The 17,142-nt window shown below is 51.4% G+C and carries 20 protein-coding genes; 12 read left to right on the top strand and 8 right to left on the bottom strand.

Annotated features, from left to right (window positions below):
* The first annotated feature begins 84 nt into the window (after positions 1–84).
* The gene (locus ACJJIK_RS01995; protein WP_444944022.1) at positions 85–528 is read left to right on the top strand and encodes a YtoQ family protein; all 444 of its coding nucleotides are present in this window, start codon (positions 85–87) and stop codon (positions 526–528) included.
* 49 nt (positions 529–577) lie between these two features.
* Here ACJJIK_RS01995 and ACJJIK_RS01990 read toward each other — a convergent pair whose 3' ends face one another.
* Entirely contained in the window at positions 578–877 is a 300-nt protein-coding gene (locus ACJJIK_RS01990; protein WP_444944021.1) for a hypothetical protein, read from the bottom strand.
* A 105-nt stretch (positions 878–982) separates the two neighbouring features.
* Between ACJJIK_RS01990 and ACJJIK_RS01985 the strand changes: the two genes are divergently transcribed.
* The 4 genes from ACJJIK_RS01985 to ACJJIK_RS01970 all read left to right on the top strand — a co-directional run bounded on the left by ACJJIK_RS01985 (position 983) and on the right by ACJJIK_RS01970 (position 4,032).
* Positions 983–1,894 carry a LysR family transcriptional regulator gene (locus ACJJIK_RS01985; RefSeq protein ID WP_444931399.1) on the top strand — a complete coding sequence of 304 codons (912 nt, stop codon included), beginning with the start codon at positions 983–985 and terminating at the stop codon, positions 1,892–1,894.
* Positions 1,895–2,089: 195 nt separating this feature from the next.
* Positions 2,090–2,758: a class I SAM-dependent methyltransferase gene (locus ACJJIK_RS01980; protein WP_444944020.1), complete on the top strand. Its 669-nt coding sequence runs from the start codon at positions 2,090–2,092 to the stop codon at positions 2,756–2,758.
* A gap of 24 nt (positions 2,759–2,782) precedes the next feature.
* Complete coding sequence (locus ACJJIK_RS01975; RefSeq protein ID WP_444944019.1) at positions 2,783–3,511, top strand: hypothetical protein; 729 nt, start codon at positions 2,783–2,785, stop codon at positions 3,509–3,511.
* A gap of 41 nt (positions 3,512–3,552) precedes the next feature.
* Positions 3,553–4,032 carry a low molecular weight protein-tyrosine-phosphatase gene (locus ACJJIK_RS01970; protein WP_444944018.1) on the top strand — a complete coding sequence of 160 codons (480 nt, stop codon included), beginning with the start codon at positions 3,553–3,555 and terminating at the stop codon, positions 4,030–4,032.
* 20 nt (positions 4,033–4,052) lie between these two features.
* Here ACJJIK_RS01970 and ACJJIK_RS01965 read toward each other — a convergent pair whose 3' ends face one another.
* From ACJJIK_RS01965 to ACJJIK_RS01955, 3 genes are all read right to left on the bottom strand, one after another.
* Entirely contained in the window at positions 4,053–5,000 is a 948-nt protein-coding gene (locus tag ACJJIK_RS01965) for a DUF5996 family protein (protein WP_444944017.1), read from the bottom strand.
* A gap of 194 nt (positions 5,001–5,194) precedes the next feature.
* Complete coding sequence (locus ACJJIK_RS01960; protein ID WP_444944016.1) at positions 5,195–6,190, bottom strand: zinc-dependent alcohol dehydrogenase family protein; 996 nt, start codon at positions 6,188–6,190, stop codon at positions 5,195–5,197.
* A gap of 278 nt (positions 6,191–6,468) precedes the next feature.
* Positions 6,469–7,233: a hypothetical protein gene (locus tag ACJJIK_RS01955; RefSeq protein WP_444944015.1), complete on the bottom strand. Its 765-nt coding sequence runs from the start codon at positions 7,231–7,233 to the stop codon at positions 6,469–6,471.
* A gap of 368 nt (positions 7,234–7,601) precedes the next feature.
* On the opposite strand from ACJJIK_RS01955, the gene ACJJIK_RS01950 reads away from it, so the two are divergent.
* The 3 genes from ACJJIK_RS01950 to ACJJIK_RS01940 all read left to right on the top strand — a co-directional run bounded on the left by ACJJIK_RS01950 (position 7,602) and on the right by ACJJIK_RS01940 (position 9,013).
* Positions 7,602–8,288, top strand: a complete 687-nt coding sequence (locus ACJJIK_RS01950) for a hypothetical protein (protein WP_444944014.1) — start codon at positions 7,602–7,604, stop codon at positions 8,286–8,288.
* 31 nt (positions 8,289–8,319) lie between these two features.
* Positions 8,320–8,472, top strand: a complete 153-nt coding sequence (locus ACJJIK_RS01945) for a hypothetical protein (RefSeq protein WP_444944013.1) — start codon at positions 8,320–8,322, stop codon at positions 8,470–8,472.
* 130 nt (positions 8,473–8,602) lie between these two features.
* Positions 8,603–9,013 (top strand): SirB2 family protein, encoded by a 411-nt coding sequence (locus ACJJIK_RS01940; RefSeq protein ID WP_444931407.1) that lies wholly within the window; start codon positions 8,603–8,605, stop codon positions 9,011–9,013.
* Between the two features lie 89 nt (positions 9,014–9,102).
* On the opposite strand, the gene ACJJIK_RS01935 is transcribed toward ACJJIK_RS01940, so the two are convergent.
* From ACJJIK_RS01935 to ACJJIK_RS01925, 3 genes are all read right to left on the bottom strand, one after another.
* Complete coding sequence (locus ACJJIK_RS01935) at positions 9,103–10,569, bottom strand: alanine/glycine:cation symporter family protein (RefSeq protein ID WP_444944012.1); 1,467 nt, start codon at positions 10,567–10,569, stop codon at positions 9,103–9,105.
* A 293-nt stretch (positions 10,570–10,862) separates the two neighbouring features.
* Positions 10,863–11,057: a hypothetical protein gene (locus ACJJIK_RS01930; RefSeq protein ID WP_444931409.1), complete on the bottom strand. Its 195-nt coding sequence runs from the start codon at positions 11,055–11,057 to the stop codon at positions 10,863–10,865.
* A 359-nt stretch (positions 11,058–11,416) separates the two neighbouring features.
* Positions 11,417–12,271 (bottom strand): 3-keto-5-aminohexanoate cleavage protein, encoded by an 855-nt coding sequence (locus tag ACJJIK_RS01925; protein WP_444931410.1) that lies wholly within the window; start codon positions 12,269–12,271, stop codon positions 11,417–11,419.
* Between the two features lie 266 nt (positions 12,272–12,537).
* On the opposite strand from ACJJIK_RS01925, the gene ACJJIK_RS01920 reads away from it, so the two are divergent.
* The 4 genes from ACJJIK_RS01920 to ACJJIK_RS01905 all read left to right on the top strand — a co-directional run bounded on the left by ACJJIK_RS01920 (position 12,538) and on the right by ACJJIK_RS01905 (position 16,500).
* Positions 12,538–14,484, top strand: a complete 1,947-nt coding sequence (locus tag ACJJIK_RS01920; RefSeq protein WP_444944011.1) for a prolyl oligopeptidase family serine peptidase — start codon at positions 12,538–12,540, stop codon at positions 14,482–14,484.
* Positions 14,485–14,514: 30 nt separating this feature from the next.
* The gene (gene greB, locus ACJJIK_RS01915; protein ID WP_444931412.1) at positions 14,515–15,018 is read left to right on the top strand and encodes a transcription elongation factor GreB; all 504 of its coding nucleotides are present in this window, start codon (positions 14,515–14,517) and stop codon (positions 15,016–15,018) included.
* 286 nt (positions 15,019–15,304) lie between these two features.
* Complete coding sequence (locus tag ACJJIK_RS01910) at positions 15,305–15,754, top strand: MarR family winged helix-turn-helix transcriptional regulator (protein WP_444944010.1); 450 nt, start codon at positions 15,305–15,307, stop codon at positions 15,752–15,754.
* Between the two features lie 5 nt (positions 15,755–15,759).
* The gene (locus tag ACJJIK_RS01905) at positions 15,760–16,500 is read left to right on the top strand and encodes a siderophore-interacting protein (protein WP_444944009.1); all 741 of its coding nucleotides are present in this window, start codon (positions 15,760–15,762) and stop codon (positions 16,498–16,500) included.
* A 240-nt stretch (positions 16,501–16,740) separates the two neighbouring features.
* Here ACJJIK_RS01905 and ACJJIK_RS01900 read toward each other — a convergent pair whose 3' ends face one another.
* Complete coding sequence (locus ACJJIK_RS01900; protein ID WP_444944008.1) at positions 16,741–17,058, bottom strand: hypothetical protein; 318 nt, start codon at positions 17,056–17,058, stop codon at positions 16,741–16,743.
* Positions 17,059–17,142 lie beyond the last annotated feature (84 nt).

Below are 17,142 nucleotides of genomic sequence, written 5' to 3'. Positions count from 1 at the left end.
CTCGACAGCCAGATTTCAGAGCTTCAAGGTGCTAATATGTGACTCTAAACCATATATTAGTTTCCAATTCTGTAGGGCCACTCTATGAAGCTTAAGGTTTACCTCTCTGGCGAAATCCACTCCGATTGGCGCGCTCAAATCATCGAAGGCTGCCAAAAAGAGGGGCTGGATATCGCCTTCTCTTCCGCCGTTACCCACCATGATGCCAGCGATGCCGCTGGAGATGGCCTGGGCGAGGAGCAAAAGGCTTTCTGGCGGGATCACAAGTCCGCCAAAGTCAATGCCATCCGCATCAAGCACCTTATTGAAAATTGCGACCTGGCGGTGATTCGTTTTGGCGAAAAATATAAACAGTGGAACGCCGCCTTTGATGCCGGCTTCTGTGCCGCCCTGGGCAAGTCCTATATCACTCTCCACGATGAGTCACTGGTACACGCACTGAAAGAGGTGGACGGTGCCGCTCAGGCCTGGGCACAAACACCGGCACAGGTTGTCGACATCCTGAAATACTTAACCACTCAGGCCTAAAGAACAGGCCGAACAATCCGGCAGGCCCCTATTCGGTCGGTGCCTGCCACTAAAAACCGTAATTAAGAACCCCGGCATAGTTCGGTCGGTAGGTTTCCTCGATTTGCGCTTGGTGCAGCAGCTCACCGCCGCGATTAATCGCATAGATTTCCGCACCGCAGTGCTTGCAGAACCCCCTCTCTTGTAAAGCGCCCTCTTTAAAGTGATATTTTTGCAGTGAATTTTCAGGATCACGAATATGGAGCCTGCCTGCCATATCCGTGTGCGCCCCTTGCGCCTCAGCTGCCAGGGGGGAATCTACAAGCCGGTTGAAATGAATCGCTCCACAGTGGCAAGTTAATGGATTCATAGCGTTATCTCCCTGGTCGATTAGTACGGGCGGGAGTTTACTATTTACTTTAATTTAACAAAGGGGGTATATTGAAAATATCTTTTAGTTTTAAGGAAACAATCCGTGCGCAGAGAATACGACAAATACCACTTAATCAATGTATTTTGCAGTGTCGTTGACCACGGGTCTTTAAGCAAAGCCGCCAAGCATTTGGGCCTGTCCACCCCCACGGTCAGTAAGACCCTCGCCCAACTTGAGCAGGCCCTGGGGCAGGTATTGCTCAATCGCACCACCCGGGCGATCGCAGTCACTGACGCCGGTAGGATTACCTATCAGAAAGGGCAAAAAATCATCAATTCCTTTACCGAGCTGGAAGACCAGGTTGCAGAGGCGGCAACGCTCACCCGGGGAAAGTTAAAAATCACTTTTCCGGAAACCCTGGGCTTAAAGGTATTCAGCCATATTTGCAATGACTTTCAAAAAACCTTTCCCGACTTTAGCCTGGAGCTTATCTTCAGCCCCTATCATCTGGATTTAATCGAAGATGATATCGATATTGCATTTCGGGTCTGGGAGACACTGCCCGACTGCCAGTTTTACGCACAACCGCTATTCAGTATCCGCCCTATTTTTATCGCCGCACCGGCCTACCTGGAAAAACACGGCTATCCAAATACGATTGCCGAACTCAGCCAACACAATATCATGCTGACCCGCCTCGACGGCCTGGAAGATGGCTGGTCAATCGATGGGAAGTTCTACCCATTCAGTGGAAATTTAATTTCCAATAAAACATTTCATACCCGCGCTGCGGCATTAAACGGGAATGGCATTGCCAAGCTGCCCTCCTACTTTTGCCAAAGGGATATTAAAAAAGGCCGACTTGTCGAGGTTCTACCGGAACTGGAGCGCAAAGACAAAACTGTCGGCGCCCTGTATAAGGTGAAGCGAAAAGACTCCAGGAAAATTGATGTATTTTTAAACTTTGCACAAGAGCGCTTGCAGGAGTACGACTTTAGCCTGTTTGAAGAGTGAGGATATGCCAAGAAAAAACTCTATACTGATCAGACAAGCAATGTGAAACACTCAGCTGTTTAGCATTCTCCCAAGTGGTACCATCGAACAATAATAAGCGACTTGCCACTTGGGTCGAAAGAGTGAATGCACTGTGGATACACTCCCTCTCCTTTTTTGGTAAAGCCGCACAACAGCCATAAACTGGAGATTGAAGTGACAATCACTAAAGAGGTCGAGCAGGGCCAAGCTGTCTATTCCAAACCCGTACTTTGGCTTTATGACATGTGGGTTCTGGGTATATCAAACCGCTTTATTTGGAAGTGCCCAACCCCTGGAATATTAGAGCACTTCAATCGAAATATATCCTCCAACCACTTGGATGTAGGTGTCGGAACAGGCTATTTTATCGACAACTGCCACTTCCCCTCCGACAAAGTCCGCCTTGCCCTAATGGACCTGAACCAAAACAGCCTGGATATCTCAGCGCAAAGAGTGGCCCGATATAACCCCACCCAGTTCCGCTGCAATGTCCTGGATAAAATCACCTTAGAAGCTGAAAATTTTGATTCAATTTCCTTAAATTATCTATTCCACTGCCTTCCCGGTAAGCTGACAGATAAGCTGGTCGCGCTGGATAATGTTGCAACTCTGCTATCAGATTCGGGTACCGTATTTGGGTCAACTATCCTGTCCGAGGGAGTGCCGAGAAGTGGGGCAGCCAAGAAATTAATGGCTATCTACAATAAGAAAGGCATATTTTCCAATACTCAGGATTGTGAAGAGGACCTCAATACATTCCTTGCCAGTCGATTTAGGGAGTACAAAATAGAAATTCGTGGATGTGTAGCACTATTCAGCGCGCGGCACAAAATTACTGGATAAAGTGTTTACAGGGCACTAGTGTAGATGAAATTCTCGTTTAAGTTGGGGCTGAAAAACCTGCTGATATTCGTTATCTTGCCAACTTTAGCAGCAGCTCCAAATTACTGCCTGGGTCTACATTTCAGTGTATTTGAAGATAAGTTCGAATGCCCAGATATTCACAATTCTTTAGACTGTGCACGGTCACTCGAAAGTGAACTGAGTGATCAAATCAAGTATATCAGGCGGATACAACCAGGGCACCTGGCTATAACTCTGAATGGCGGAAAGTCACTAGCGTACACAGACACCCTTCCCGCTGATAGTCCCGCAGAACACATAGCCTACTCTGCTATTGATCAAATAACTGATAACCTACTACTGATACATCAACAGTTCTGGGAGGCGCACGCCTATATTTTGCTAGACTTAAGCAACGGTAGTGAGCTTCCTATCGCCGGCTACCCTTTGCTGTCTCCACACGGTGGTTACCTTTTTGTTGCAGAACAAGACCTGGATGCCGGTTTTAATGAAAATGCCTTGCAAGTATACCGGCTATCTGAAAACACCTTGGATCTACTATACGAGCTAAAGCCTGAAAACTGGGGGCCCGATCAAGCTTACTGGACGACAGAAAATACCGTTTCTCTCACAAAAAAGCAGCTTAACCCCAACTACTTTTCAAATAAAAATCAGCCATTTTATATTGAGACTAAAACTGTGCTTTCTATCGCCCCTGACAGCCAAGGTGTAAACATTCAATATTTTGATTAAAATGTCCCCCTTTAATTTATCCAAAGTGTCTTGGAGCTATTTTGACAGCTAACTCAGAACTCTCGGTATTATTTGTTTGCCTGGGCAATATTTGCCGCTCGCCGCTCGCCGAAGCCGTGTTCCGCAGCAAGGCTCAGCAGGCGGGCATCCCGGTTTGCGTCGATTCGGCAGGCATTATCAGCTACCATGCGGGCAAACGACCAGACTCACGAACCTTAGCCGTTGGTGAAGAGAAGGGATACTCATTTGAAAATAGCTGCGCCCGCCAAGTCACCAGTGCCGACTTCACAAAGTATGATTATATCTTTGCCATGGACAAAGATAATCTGCAAGCACTGAAATCCCTACAACCCGCCTCATCACAGGCCCAACTAAGATTGTTTTTATCCGTATTGCAAGATAGTGATATCGCTGAAGTACCCGACCCTTACTATGGTGGCATAGAAGGGTTTCAGCATATTCTCAAGCTTATAGAACAGGCATCGGACGCCTTTATCGAACAGCTTAAAACCCAACAGTAAGTGAAAATCCCCTGCAACGCCTAGCGGGCCTGCGGGGGGAAGCGCGCCTCCAAAGCAGGCCTATCCCACATTCCCTTATCTGCCGCAGCCTCATAAGTACTCTGCAAAAAGCTTAACAGCATCTCATCTGGTGAACCTGCACTCCTCACAGCCTCATAAGGCAACAAAAACTCTCCCAAATCCTCAGAGTAATAGGCGGGAGCGGGCACAACTTTTACTGCGGCAAACCCCTGGGGCTCGGGGTAGGCGTATGAATAGAAGCAGGCGCCATCGACACCGCCACCACCGGGCCAAAAACCGGCACTACTCACCTCGTGAGAGTAAGCTTCCCGGGCTACCCAATCGGGAAAGTGTGGAATACCTCCCGGGTGCGGGGGCGCCTCCCGGCCGGAAAAACGGGTAAGTGCCAAATCAAAGCTTCCCCAAAAAAGCTGGATTGGACTGCACTTGCCAACAAAACCGCCGCGAAATTCGGTAAAAACCCGCTGAATCTGTACCAGTGCCTGCCACAGCTGCGCCGCGTATTCAGGATCGTATTCGTAATTATCCTGATCTCGCTCAAAGGGGAGCGCATCTGCCACTTCGGATGGCATAGTGTTGATCTCAACCGGAATGCCCAGTTGCTTGAGCGCCGCCATCACCTCCCAATAGAAATCAGAGACCGTGCGGGACTTCAAAGGCAATACCCACTCTCCCCCATCTGTACTCAAAAGCTTGAGTAGGTGGTGATAGAAATCAAAGCTTATGGAAAAGGATCGCCCACTATGGGGGATAAGCGGCGTATCTATTCCCCTGGCGGTGATATTGAAAGGGACATGCCAAGAGTGATTTATCCAGGGAGTTTGCACCAGGCGAATCTTACCAATAACCTGCATCCACATATGCAGGGTCGCTATGGTATTCACCGATTCAGCGTAGGGTAGTTCTGGCCAATCTTGACTCCCAGAACGATTCTTCGACTTGCTCACCAACTGTGCTCCAACTGCCAATGATTGGCCCAAGAGGCTGGGAATAAAAGTTTCTCGTTAAGATACCTGTAAATATCAAGGCTGACAGCAAGGGTAGCATTTAGGGGATAGGGCTCCAGACAAATGACGGAGCGGTCTTCGGAAGTGCCGCTCATATCGGCAACACTTCCAGGGAAGTAGCAGTTAAGACTTCATCACACCGCCAGACTGTCACCGACAACAATTACTTTGCCGTCACGGCCCCCCGACGCCGCTACTCGAACCGCCTCTTTGATTTCAGTAAGAGGGTATGTGCCATGTACAGAGGTGGATAACTTACCTTCTGCTACTAACTGAGTGATAGTGGTAAAAACTTCTTGCTGCCGCTCGGGGGATGCCGAGCCGAACCATTTGGCCAACCAAAAGCCGCGCACCGTAATATCTTTGAAGATAATCATTCCTGGCGCAATCACACAGGGTTCCCCACTGAGCGCACCATAATTCACTAAAGTGGCGCCATTCGATAGGGCTTCCCCCATACGGGCAGTGGCCATACCGCCAACCGCATCAATCCCCAGCTTAATCTCAGCACCGCCGGTCGCTTCCGCCACCCGTTTACCCAAATGCTCACCATCAAGCAAAACGACATCCGCACCGGCGGCTTTCATCGGCTCAAGCAGAGATTCCCGGCGAACAATATTAACTACTTTTAGCCCGCGCAATTTGGCTAGAGTTGTCAGGTAAGACCCCACACCCGAGTTTGCAGCGTTCTGTATGACCCAATCCCCCTCTTTGAGGTCGACAAACTCGCTCAGCAATAAATAGGCGGTTGGCGGGTTAATCGTCAACATGGAAAGTTGCAGTGGATCGACATTGTTCGGCAGCGGGATCAGTCCCTGTGCATTGGCCACCATATGCGTGGCCCAGGTACCACTACCCACTGGCAGGAGGACCACCTGGCCGATCTCCGGGGCCGTCACCTTGGGGCCCAGCTTCACGACCTTGGCCACGCCCTCATTCCCCCCGACCGCCGGCAGCGGCGGTAACATCCCATATTCACCGGTCAAGGTAAGGACATCTGAAGGGTTAATTGGGGCTGCCAGCATTTCCAACAACACCTGCCCCTCTTGAAGTTCAGGGGTGTCAAAGGACACCGCCTCAATAACCTCTTGCGGCACTGGTCCACGCTCTTGATATTCCGCCTTTAACATATCGCCATATCCTTTTTCGGTTAATTATGAATAACGCCCCACACAGCACAATATATACCGCTACCACTGGGGCCTGAATTTAATCCGACAGAGGGCAGTCTACGCCTGCCCGCCGATAGATCAAGCCAGTTAAACGATCATATCTGGATCTATCAAGAGGACCCCTGAGTAATTCCGCAATACCTCTAACTTGCAGAGCAGTTCTCAGTCAAGGCGCGGCTCTACAGGCAGGAATGCCTAACCCCCTCTAGATATCGCCACGGTTCAGGCGATTAGCCTCAGGTCAACCAGTTATAGATAAAACCGAAAAGCCAGGTGACAGCGGCAATAGTCGCTAGCAGATAGGCAGTAAAAATACACAAGCTGGAATAAACATAAGCGCTTTTGTGCTCCACTCTACCAACCGCAACCTTAAGCGCCGGATTTGTAACGGCCAAAACAGGGTCTGGTGCTGTCACGGAAGCTACAAGCGTGTAATTTTTACCCTTTTTTGTAGTAAATATATGCAGCAGTTTACCGGCCTTTTTTCCCCAGAAACCCGAAGTTGTATCCCCACTGCTACCCGATGCAAGCGTCGCGCCCTCCTCGTAGATTACCCATTCAATCGCCAACGCCTCAGAGTATTTTGTGCAGGTTTCTCTCCTGAGCGGCTTGATACCCAAGCGACTGTTAAGCTCGCTGGAATCCAGTGCCCTTTCCGCTTCCAAGCTTAATTCATGGGGCGCATTTAATTGGGAGCGAAATTTAACTTCATATCTCTTCTTTTTCGTCATATCCACAGGGTGCTCAAACACCACCCAGCGATACTTCATATAGGAGATAACTGCATAGATCAATATGAACACGGCGAGAAAAAGCAGAACCAGGGATACTTTTGTCGTTAACAACATGTGTTTTATCCGAACATCCATATGTCTACAAATAAGAAGCCTGTAATCATCCAGCAATCCGAGCATACTTACAGGGAAATATTTACGAAACCTCAGGGGCAACTCCCACTCATAACCACCCCGTAAAGCCCCAACTCGAACCAGATATGACACTAAGACTCTGCCTGGAACAATCTGTCTCTACAACCCCGCCTACACTATTCTAATTCTTTCAAATAATACCTATCGGAAGATTGCCGTATAGAAAAACGTACCAATTAAGAGTAGAGTCCTGGGGAGCCTCTGATTTAAGCACCTGGATAGCCCAAGGATGTATGACAAAAGAATTACAATTGACCCCCTACCTCCTCAAGAGTGGCCCCTAGCCCACTCATCTCAAGCACTGCCCAAGCCCACCGTGCTTTTTAGCTCACAGGGTTTAGCCCGGGGCAGCGCTAGAAATCACCTGCAAACCCGCTCAATAAATCACGACTTCCCCCAACAATAAAACTCGCATTACCGTGCAGGACAGGAGAATAATAATGGGACTCTGCATCGACTCCAGCAATAACACTTTCATCACCCAAGTAAGAGCAGCCCTGCATACGCTTGTCGGTGGCGTGGGTACTGCCCTTACCTATACGCCGGAGAGATATAGAACCGGCAGCCGCTATGTGCTACGGGTTACCGAGGGAACTGGTATTTTAAATGCGGCCGGTTTAAGGGCGAACAGCACCACCCTGCTGCGCCGATTAATCGCCAGTCGCCACGATACCCGAATTACCGAGCACCACGCCCTCGGCTTTCGCCCCGACCAGTGGCTGATGGATCAAGTGTGGAGCGGCTTCAAGAGCTACCTTCCCCTGGTCAGCTCAGACAAAGGGTTTATGGCCAAAGTGATGAGCAGTGGCTCCAGTGGGCTTGTTATGTGGAACAATAGTCTCCTCCAAACTGCTAATCTACTCAATAACGGCACCGTAGTGATGGGAAATTGCCCAAGCTATATCACGCTCGCCCACGAGCTGGTTCACGCTGATCGCTGCAATCGCGGCCGCTACCTATCCGGCAGTGCCAACTCGACTTTTCTGGCTGATGAACGCCAGGCCCCGACCGGCAGCGCTCCATATGCAAGGTGCCCCTCTGACCATGGCCCGCATCGCCAATGGCGGCCTCAATATTGTTTACAACAATATGACGATCCCCAATCGCAACAATCTGATTTCAACTAGAGCCAGCGGCTGGATTTGGGTGGGAGGATCTATGGAGCTGCGCGAAGAAATTGCCACTGTGGGCCTCAGCGATGACCATGGCAACGTCCCCGCTGACCCACTGGCCATCAATGAGAATATGATTCGGGCAGAGCATGGCGTAGCGCAGCGGATGAAGTATGGCCAAATCAGAAATCTGAACTAATCCCACCCCCTGGGCTCAACTGCCCAGCCGCAGGTGTCACGGGATTATTCAAAGGCTCCCCAGTTTTCCATATTGCATCCAGGCGTAGCAAATCGGTATGCTTTGACAGCTAGGGAGCCTTCCCATTGGGGTGAAGGCAAAGTCAAAATACAGCCAGATCATCACCATGATTGATTATGTACTCGTAAAGCACCTCCACATCACCGCCGCAGCCCTCAGTATCCTGCTGTTTACTCTCAGGATCGGGCTGGAATTCAGCCACAACACAGGCTGGCGCAACGGCCCCCTGCGCTGGGTACCACACCTCAATGACACCCTGCTGTTATCTGCGGCGGTCGGACTGGTAATCCTGGGTAGCTGGAACCCCGGCACCTCACACTGGCTGGCCGTAAAAGTGGCCCTGGTATTTGGCTATATCATTGCCGGCGTCTTTGCCCTGCGCCCCAGTTTTTCCAAGCCGATCAGGATAACGGCCTGTGTACTTGCGTTCCTGCAAGTTATCGCTATTTTTTATCTGGCCCTACACAAACCCAGCTTTTGACATCCCCTCCCCCGCCCTAAAGGGTGGGGGTTCCTACCGCTAGACGGCGACGTCCCGCCGCGCTTAGATCGCGCGTTTCAATCCCAACCTCAACCCCAAACATCGCGCTCAATGCCTTTTATAGTATATTTACTCGCATCAAACACCGGCTCACGCACTCCTGAAGACAGCTGGTTTTCGTAATCCGCCAGCACTTTAAAAGCGACACCCGACAACAGGATAATAGCTAACAGGTTCGCCGATGCCATAACCCCCATAGAGACATCTGCCATGCTCCATAGCAGAGCAAAATTTTCAACGCTACCAGTATCGGCGACCCAGGCCCCAAAAAGGACAAACATTAAAAATAATATTCGGTAGCATAAAATCGATAAGCGAGTGTGGTACAAATAATAAATATTGGTTTCGCCGTAATAATAATTCCCAATAATTGAAGTAAACGCAAAAAATATCAGTGAAATCGCGATAAAACTACTACCCCAAGCCCCCACCTCACTGGCCAGAGCATCCTGGACTAGCTCAACGCCTTCCATATTCCCCTCCATAAAAATATCGGCCACCAATATAATGGCGGCTGTGGAAGTACAGATAATAATGGTATCGAGAAATACCGAGGCCATTTGAACATACCCCTGCACCAGCGGATGCTTTACATCGGCAACCGCTGCCACATTGGGTGAAGAGCCCAGTCCCGCCTCATTAGAGAAAAGTCCACGCCTAATGCCATTCGCCACAACTGCACCAAAAGCCCCAGCACCCACCTCCTGAAAACCAAAGGCGCTCGCCAGTATCTCCTCTAGCACACGCGGCAACTCAGTAATATTGGTCAACAAAACGTAAAAGGCGACCAATAGATAGCCGATCGCCATAACCGGAACCACGATACCCGCGAAACGGGCAATGGAGCGAATCCCCCCAAAGACAATCACGCCGGCAACCAGCGCCACAATAGAACCAACCCAAAGTGGGCTGATGCCCCAGGCGCTATTTAGCGCAACCGCCATAGTATTTGACTGTACGGCATTAAAGGTAAAGCCATAACAAATCATCAGGAATATCGAAAAGACCAGGGATAACCACTTCCACTGACGCCCCAGCCCCTTCTCGATATAATAGGCCGGCCCCCCGCGAAATGTACCAGGGGCATCGCCGCGCTCCTTGTAGATTTGCGCCAGGGTATTTTCTACCAGACTGGTCGCCATCCCCAGCAGAGCCACCAGCCACATCCAAAACACCGCCCCAGCTCCACCGGCTGTTATGGCCACCGCCACACCGGCAATATTTCCAGTACCGATCCTTGCCGCAGCACTGGTGGCAAATGCCTGGAAGGCAGTCACCGAGTTTTCATTCTCCTTGTGAACGCCACGGACCATCACGCCGACCATATGGCCAAAGTGGCGAAACTGTATAAAGCGGCTGCGAATAGAAAAGTAGAGCCCCGCCGGCAGCAACCCCAAAATCAGGATACCAAGCCACCAGATTCCCCCGATTCCCCCCCATACGAGCGAATCGGCCCACTCAATCAAGGTGATGAGGAAATCTAAAAGCCCTTGCATTGCTCACTCCAAATGGCGGCTTATCCTTATAAACACAGCTGGTTGGTTGATTGGTAGTAAGACTAGCAGACCTTTCTCAGATGCATTTAAAGCTGACAATAGGTCTTTCATCCTATATCAGGATCGATAGCGTTGACGCTGTAATAGCACCAGCATTGAGGAGTCTCGGATAAATACGAATATCTCTATAACTATTGAAGGCTGTAGATGCCAAGCACAATGCGCCGTGAACGGCCTCAAGCTCGAATAGGGGAGCTATGAGAAAATACTAGTGTACTGTATTAAATAGACTTCTAATTTGAGAGTGCTTGGCGCGCACGCTCCACCTTCACTAAAATTCCTTCGGCAGATTTCGCCCACACAAGAGGTTTCTTGGCCTCACCATATATTTCAATAAATTGCACGATAGTCGTTTCCAACTCCTTAACTGAGGTGAATACCCCTCGGCGCAACTGCTTCTCTGTGAGTAACCGAAAAAATATTTCCATCAGATTCAGCCAAGGTGAACCGATCGGAATAAAGTGAAAATGAACTCGTTTGCTTCTCTTAATCCAGCACTTCCTAGTGGTGCCTGTCTTAAGCCCTTTGCAAGACTGTAACGCGACAACGGTGCCTTTCAAGATCCGGTCTACAGCAACTCACTCCCTGTATTGCGAGCTCTTGAAAAATTTAGACACTCCTGCAACGCAGCACCCTAATTGCAACTTACTCTAAAAACCAAAGACATTACAAAATTACTCAGAGGCCCCAGAAAATAAAGCTTGGGGAAACTCAAGCCATTCCAATAAAAAAATCAAACAATAGCTCGGCCCCAACCCCCGGCGCCCCTATAAAGACAGCACTATCTTTAACAAAAAATCTCCCGCGCCCGATCCGGGGATACCACTTTGCGGCCGCACTCCTCCGCCATCCCCGCCAACGCTTCAATCAACTGGCCATTGCCTGAAGCGCGTGCGCCGCTGGGCAAATAAAAAGTATCTTCAACCCCACTACGCAAATGCCCACCCAATTCTGCTGTTTTACGATGCACCGGCCAGATCTCCTCACGACCAATCACCGTACTCTGCCACAAGCTACCGGGCTTCATATATTTGGGGATAATTTCCAGCAACTCGGGATCGGCAGGCATACCTGAAGCCACCCCCATCACCAGGTTGTAGTTGGGCCTATCCACCATCCCTACATCTGCATACATTCCCACCGAGCGGACAATACCGATATCAAAGCACTCAAACTCCGGGCGGGTGCCCGTCTCCCGGCACACCGCCAGCAGCTCTTCCACTTTGTCGACCGGATTATCAAAGACCATTGGCGGCCAGGCCCAGGTGCCGTTAGAGCGGGCTTTCAAATAATTCAGGCTGCCGGCATTGCAGGCGGCAATTTCCGGCCTACCCGCGCGCACACAACTCAACGGCCCCTCCTGATCCCGCCCGATAGTGCCCGTGGAAAAATTTAAAATAACCCCGGGGCACTTATCGCGAATTGCATCGGCAATCTCTAACGCCACTTGCGGGTCCCAGGTGGGCAAATGGCCCCTATTCTCCTCTTGGGCGCGAAAGTGAACATGCATAACCGAAGCCCCAGCGTCATAGGCTTCGCGGGCCGAGCCTGCCATTTCCCTGGGGGTCACAGGCACCGGGTGCTGCTGGGGATTGGTAAGCACACCGGTCAGGGCGCAGGTAATCACTACTTCATCGGACATCGCTGGCTCTCCTAAATTATCTTTGTTAAGGCCGCTGTTTACAGGGCTATCCAGCGTGCTCCCACAGCTCCGGCAGAGTCCGCTGGCGATAAAACACCAGAGAAAATAGGGGGACTGCTTCTGGATAGTACATCGACAAAATACAGCACCAAGCGCTTGCTTGGTTTCATCAGACTACCACAGGGCCCCCACCTTAGAAAGGCGCCTTGTTTCCGCAGATTCATCTCGGCAGAATGCGGAAAACCCAATAAGGAAGTAAGTACCTCATGAGCGAGACGATCACTCCAACCACCGCCCCCTACGGCAGCTGGAAATCTGCGATCAGTGCAGATCTCCTGGTCGAGGGCAGCGTTCGCCTGGCAGAAGCCAGTCTGGTCGATGGGCGCTATTACTGGCTGGAATCGCGCCCCTCTGAAAAGGGAAGAAATGTACTGGTGCAATACTGCCCGCAAAATGGGCGCAGAGACCTCACCCCCGCCCCCATCGCTGTGCGCAGTAAAGCTCATGAATACGGTGGTGGCAGCTACCTGGTGCACGCGGATAGCGTCTATTTTGTGTTGGCAGAAGATCAGCGTATCTACCGCATGAAACTCGACAGTGCGATCCCCGAGGCGATTACAGCGGAAAAGAACTCCCGCTACGCCGACCTGATCATCGATCCCCTGCGCAATCGTCTTATTTGTGTCGAAGAGGACGCCAGTGAAGATACGCAGGGAGAGGAACCTCGGGCCCGTATTATCGCGATAGACTTAGACGACCCACTGGCCCAGCCCGCCAAAACCCTACAGGAAGGGGCCGACTTTTATTCAAACCCAAGCTTGAATCCGGCCGGCGATCAGCTGGCGTTCCTGCGCTGGCACCACCCCAACCTCCCCTGGGACGCCACAGAACTTTGTATTGCCAAACTCAATCCACAGGGGGATGCCGAAGAAATCACTCAGGTTGCCGGCGGCGAAAACGAGTCGATTTTCCAGCCCCAGTGGTCTCCCCTGGGCGAGCTCTGCTACGTCTCCGATCGCAACAACTGGTGGAATCTGTACAAACTGGGGCAAGACGAGCCACTGTGGAAAAAGGAGGCAGAATTCGCCACGCCGCAGTGGGTGTTTGGCATGTCCACTTACGGCTTTATCAGCGCCAAAGACATTCTCTGCACCTATACCCAAAACGGTTGCTGGCACCTCGGCATGGTGAACATGCAAAGCGGGGAACATAAAACCCTCTCCCAACCCTATTGCGATATCGAGAGCCTGCACTGTGAAAATGGCCGCGCAGTAATGATCGCCGCCGGTGCAGAGAGCTTTCCCGCCGTCACCGCCTTTGACCTCAGCAGCAGCACAACAGAACAAATTGCCAGCAGCAACAGCCGCTCACTGCCGGCCAAGCTGTTTTCTGTTGCGCAGGCGGTTACCTTTACCGCGGGCGAGCGCAGCGTACACGGCTTTTACTACCCGCCCCACAACCCCAGCTTCAAAGCGCCCGCTGGCGACAAGCCACCGCTTATTGTTTTTAGCCACGGCGGCCCCACCGGCGCTACCTCGGCGGGTCTCAACCTGAAGGTTCAATACTGGACCAGCCGGGGCTTCGCCATCCTGGATGTCAACTACTCCGGCAGCACTGGCTATGGCCGCGAATACCGCGATCGCCTGGCGAATAAATGGGGCATCTACGATGTTGAGGATGTCTGCGCTGGCGCCGAGTACCTGGTTGAAGGCGGTCTCGCCGACCCCGATCGATTACTGATTAAAGGCGGTAGCGCCGGCGGCTACACCGTTTTGGCGGCGCTGACTTATCACAACACCTTTAAGGCCGGTGCCAGCCACTATGGTATCGGGGAGTTGAGCAGCCTCGCTAAAGACACCCACAAATTCGAGTCCCGCTATCTGGACAAGCTGGTAGGTCCCTGGCCCTCTGCGGAAAAAATCTACCATCAGCGCTCCCCCATCAACGATGTGGAAAAACTGAGCTGCCCGGTAATTTTTTTCCAGGGTATGGAAGACAAGGTTGTCCCCCCCAATCAAGCTGAAACTATGGTTGCAGCCCTGCGCGAGCGCGGCATTCCCGTATCCTATATTACCTTTGCCAGCGAAGGGCACGGCTTCCGCAGTGGCGATAGCATTAAATTGGCTCTGGAGGGGGAGCTGGAATTTTATAGCCGCATATTTAATTTTCCGCTCGCTGAGCCCGGGCCGGGCATTACTATCGAAAACCTATAATCAAGCCGTTTATAAAGAGTTTAAGTAAGTATGGGAAGATGGAGACCGCCGCGCCCGCGCGGCTCCCGCTACATTACCGCTGAGGGCGCGCAACGTATGCGCGCCGAAGTTAAACACCTCTGGGAGGAAGAGCGCCCCCGAGTAACCCAGGCGGTCAGTGACGCCGCCAAACTGGGAGACCGCTCGGAAAATGCCGACTATATCTACGGTAAAAAAAGGCTGCGGGAAATCGACAGCCGTGTACGCTTTCTCACCAAGCGCCTGGAAGAGATTACCGTGGTAGATCGGATACCCGACGACAAGGACAAGGTATTTTTTGGCGCCTGGGTAACGCTTGAAGACGATGAGGGGGAGAGTGTTTGCTATCGTATCGTCGGCCCCGATGAGTTCGAGGTAAAAGCAGGCCTGATCTCGATGGATTCCCCCGTTGCCCGCGCACTGCTGGGACGCAAGCTCGACGATGAGGTGGATATCCGCCAGGGGGAAAAGTGGCAGACTTTTTATATTACTGATATTCGTTACGAGGAGCGGTAATAAACTTTAGATCTGTAAAGTCAGACATCTCTTACCGCCAGGTGAAACTATCACCCCCTCCCCCAAGCGACCTCCGGTACGGCTTTTTCTTTTTCAAGAAAAGCATTTGCTGGAGGTGGCCGTTAAAGCCTGCATAAACCTAGCCCTATGGCGCAGGCTTTTTACGCTAAACCGCAAAATATCGACTCTCTCCCCCTTCCCCAAAGACAACCAGGCCGGCAGAACTGGTTGACAGAGTCAACCAACATCAATAAAGTTGACACTATCAACCAGTTAGCATGGCGCCATGAACGACATCGCAATCAATGAATCCCTCCACCAGCTTATCCACGCCTACAAACGGCGCCTGCGAGCGGGTATGCAGGCGCAGCAGATTGGCCTGCCGGTCAGCCATATTCGGGTGCTTAAAGGGGTGTACAAGTTTCCAATGAGCACGGCCCGCTCAATTGCCCAGCGGATGCAGCTGGATAAAGGTCAAATTACACGAATCCTCAATGAGCTGGTGCACTCCGGGCTGGTCGAAAAGAGCGATAACCCAGATGACCGGCGCAGCCAGTTTTTAACACTCACTACAGACGGAATAAGCACACTGGAAACAGTGAGCGGGCAGGAAGCCGAAGTCGCCAGGCAAATGACCCGCAACTTGAGCACCGAAGAGCTCGAAAACTTCGCCCGTATTGCCCGTGCAATGGTCGCCAATATGACCGAGCACGCCACCCCTGACGAAAGGAGCTAAGCCCTATGGCCGAAAAAGTTACCAGAGAATTAGTCGTTATTCGCAGGACGCAAATTACAGACAATATGCTGCGCATTACCTTGGGCGGCGATGATTTAAAAACACTCGCCCCCCAGCAGGAAAGTGCCTACGTTAAACTCCTACTGCCACAGGCTGACAGTGAGCGTCCGCTTTTGCGCAGCTATACCATCAGGTATCAGCGGGATACTGAAATTGATATCGATTTCGCCCTACACGAACATGAAGGGCCCGCTTTAAGCTGGGCACTCAATGCACAACCCGGCGATAAAATCCAAACCCGTGGCCCCGGCCCCAAAAAACTGCTCCACCCCGAAGCAGACTGGTTTTTGCTGCTGGGGGATATGACTGCACTCCCCGCTATCAGCGTAAATCTTGCCGAGCTGCCCCAGGATGTGAAGGGTTATGCACTGATAGAGATCACCAGTGAAGCCGATATTCAGGAACTGCAACACCCGGAAAACCTACAGATTCACTGGGTGGTCAATCCGCGTCCATCTGGAGAGCGCCTGCTAGAAAAACTGCGTTCGCTCCCCTGGCTGGAGGGCCAGGCATCTGTGTGGAGCGCCTGTGAATTCGATAGTATGCGCACTCTGCGGCAATTTTTTAAGCAGGAAAAGGCCATCCCCAAAACCCATATTTATATCTCCAGTTACTGGAAATTAGGGCAAACTGACGAAGGCCATAAACTGGCCAAGCGCCTGGACAACGAACAGCTGGCAGAATAAAGAGCGCCCTCGGATCACTGGCAACAGACCGCCACGCTATTGCCAGCGACCACTACTCAGCTGAAACGGGGCTCTCCAATCGATACCAATCATTGGATAAATAGCCCCGTGCATCGGGTTTAGAGACCTGCCGGACGATTGCCGGCGAGTCCTGACTACAGTGCCACTCATACACAGAAGCTCGACCAGTCACCACCACGGGGATCATCTCAAAATCCGGATTATCCTTGCAGAAGGAGATCATAGCGCTACTCGGCTGCCGACTTGTATTGGCCTTTTTTGCACAGGGAAGGTTAGCCCCATAAAACAGGCACATACCTCTCCGCCATACGGCGCCACCCAGTCTTCCGGGGCCCCTGCACTGAGACTGGCCGCCTTGCGAATCCCATCGACAATCTCTTGGGGCATCGCCGGGTCGGCAAAATTATTGACGGGGTTGTCATCATCCACAACTGCCGCACAGTAAACAAAAGGGTTGCTGGATAAATTGCCCTCTGAAACCTCAGCGAGCGCCGCACTTATCGAACTGACACCGACCCATAACAGTGCAAAAAGCAAACCGTCTTTTCCTCGCCCCAATAGCGGAGTTCCTCAGCCCGCAGAGCGAATAAATAGCAACTATAATTATCTGGTCAACTTGCA

It is taken from the genome of Microbulbifer regidiadema (SeqCode), from assembly GCF_052466995.1.
The sequence above is the reverse complement of the archived record's forward strand: the minus strand, read 5'-3'. Positions and strand labels throughout refer to the sequence as shown.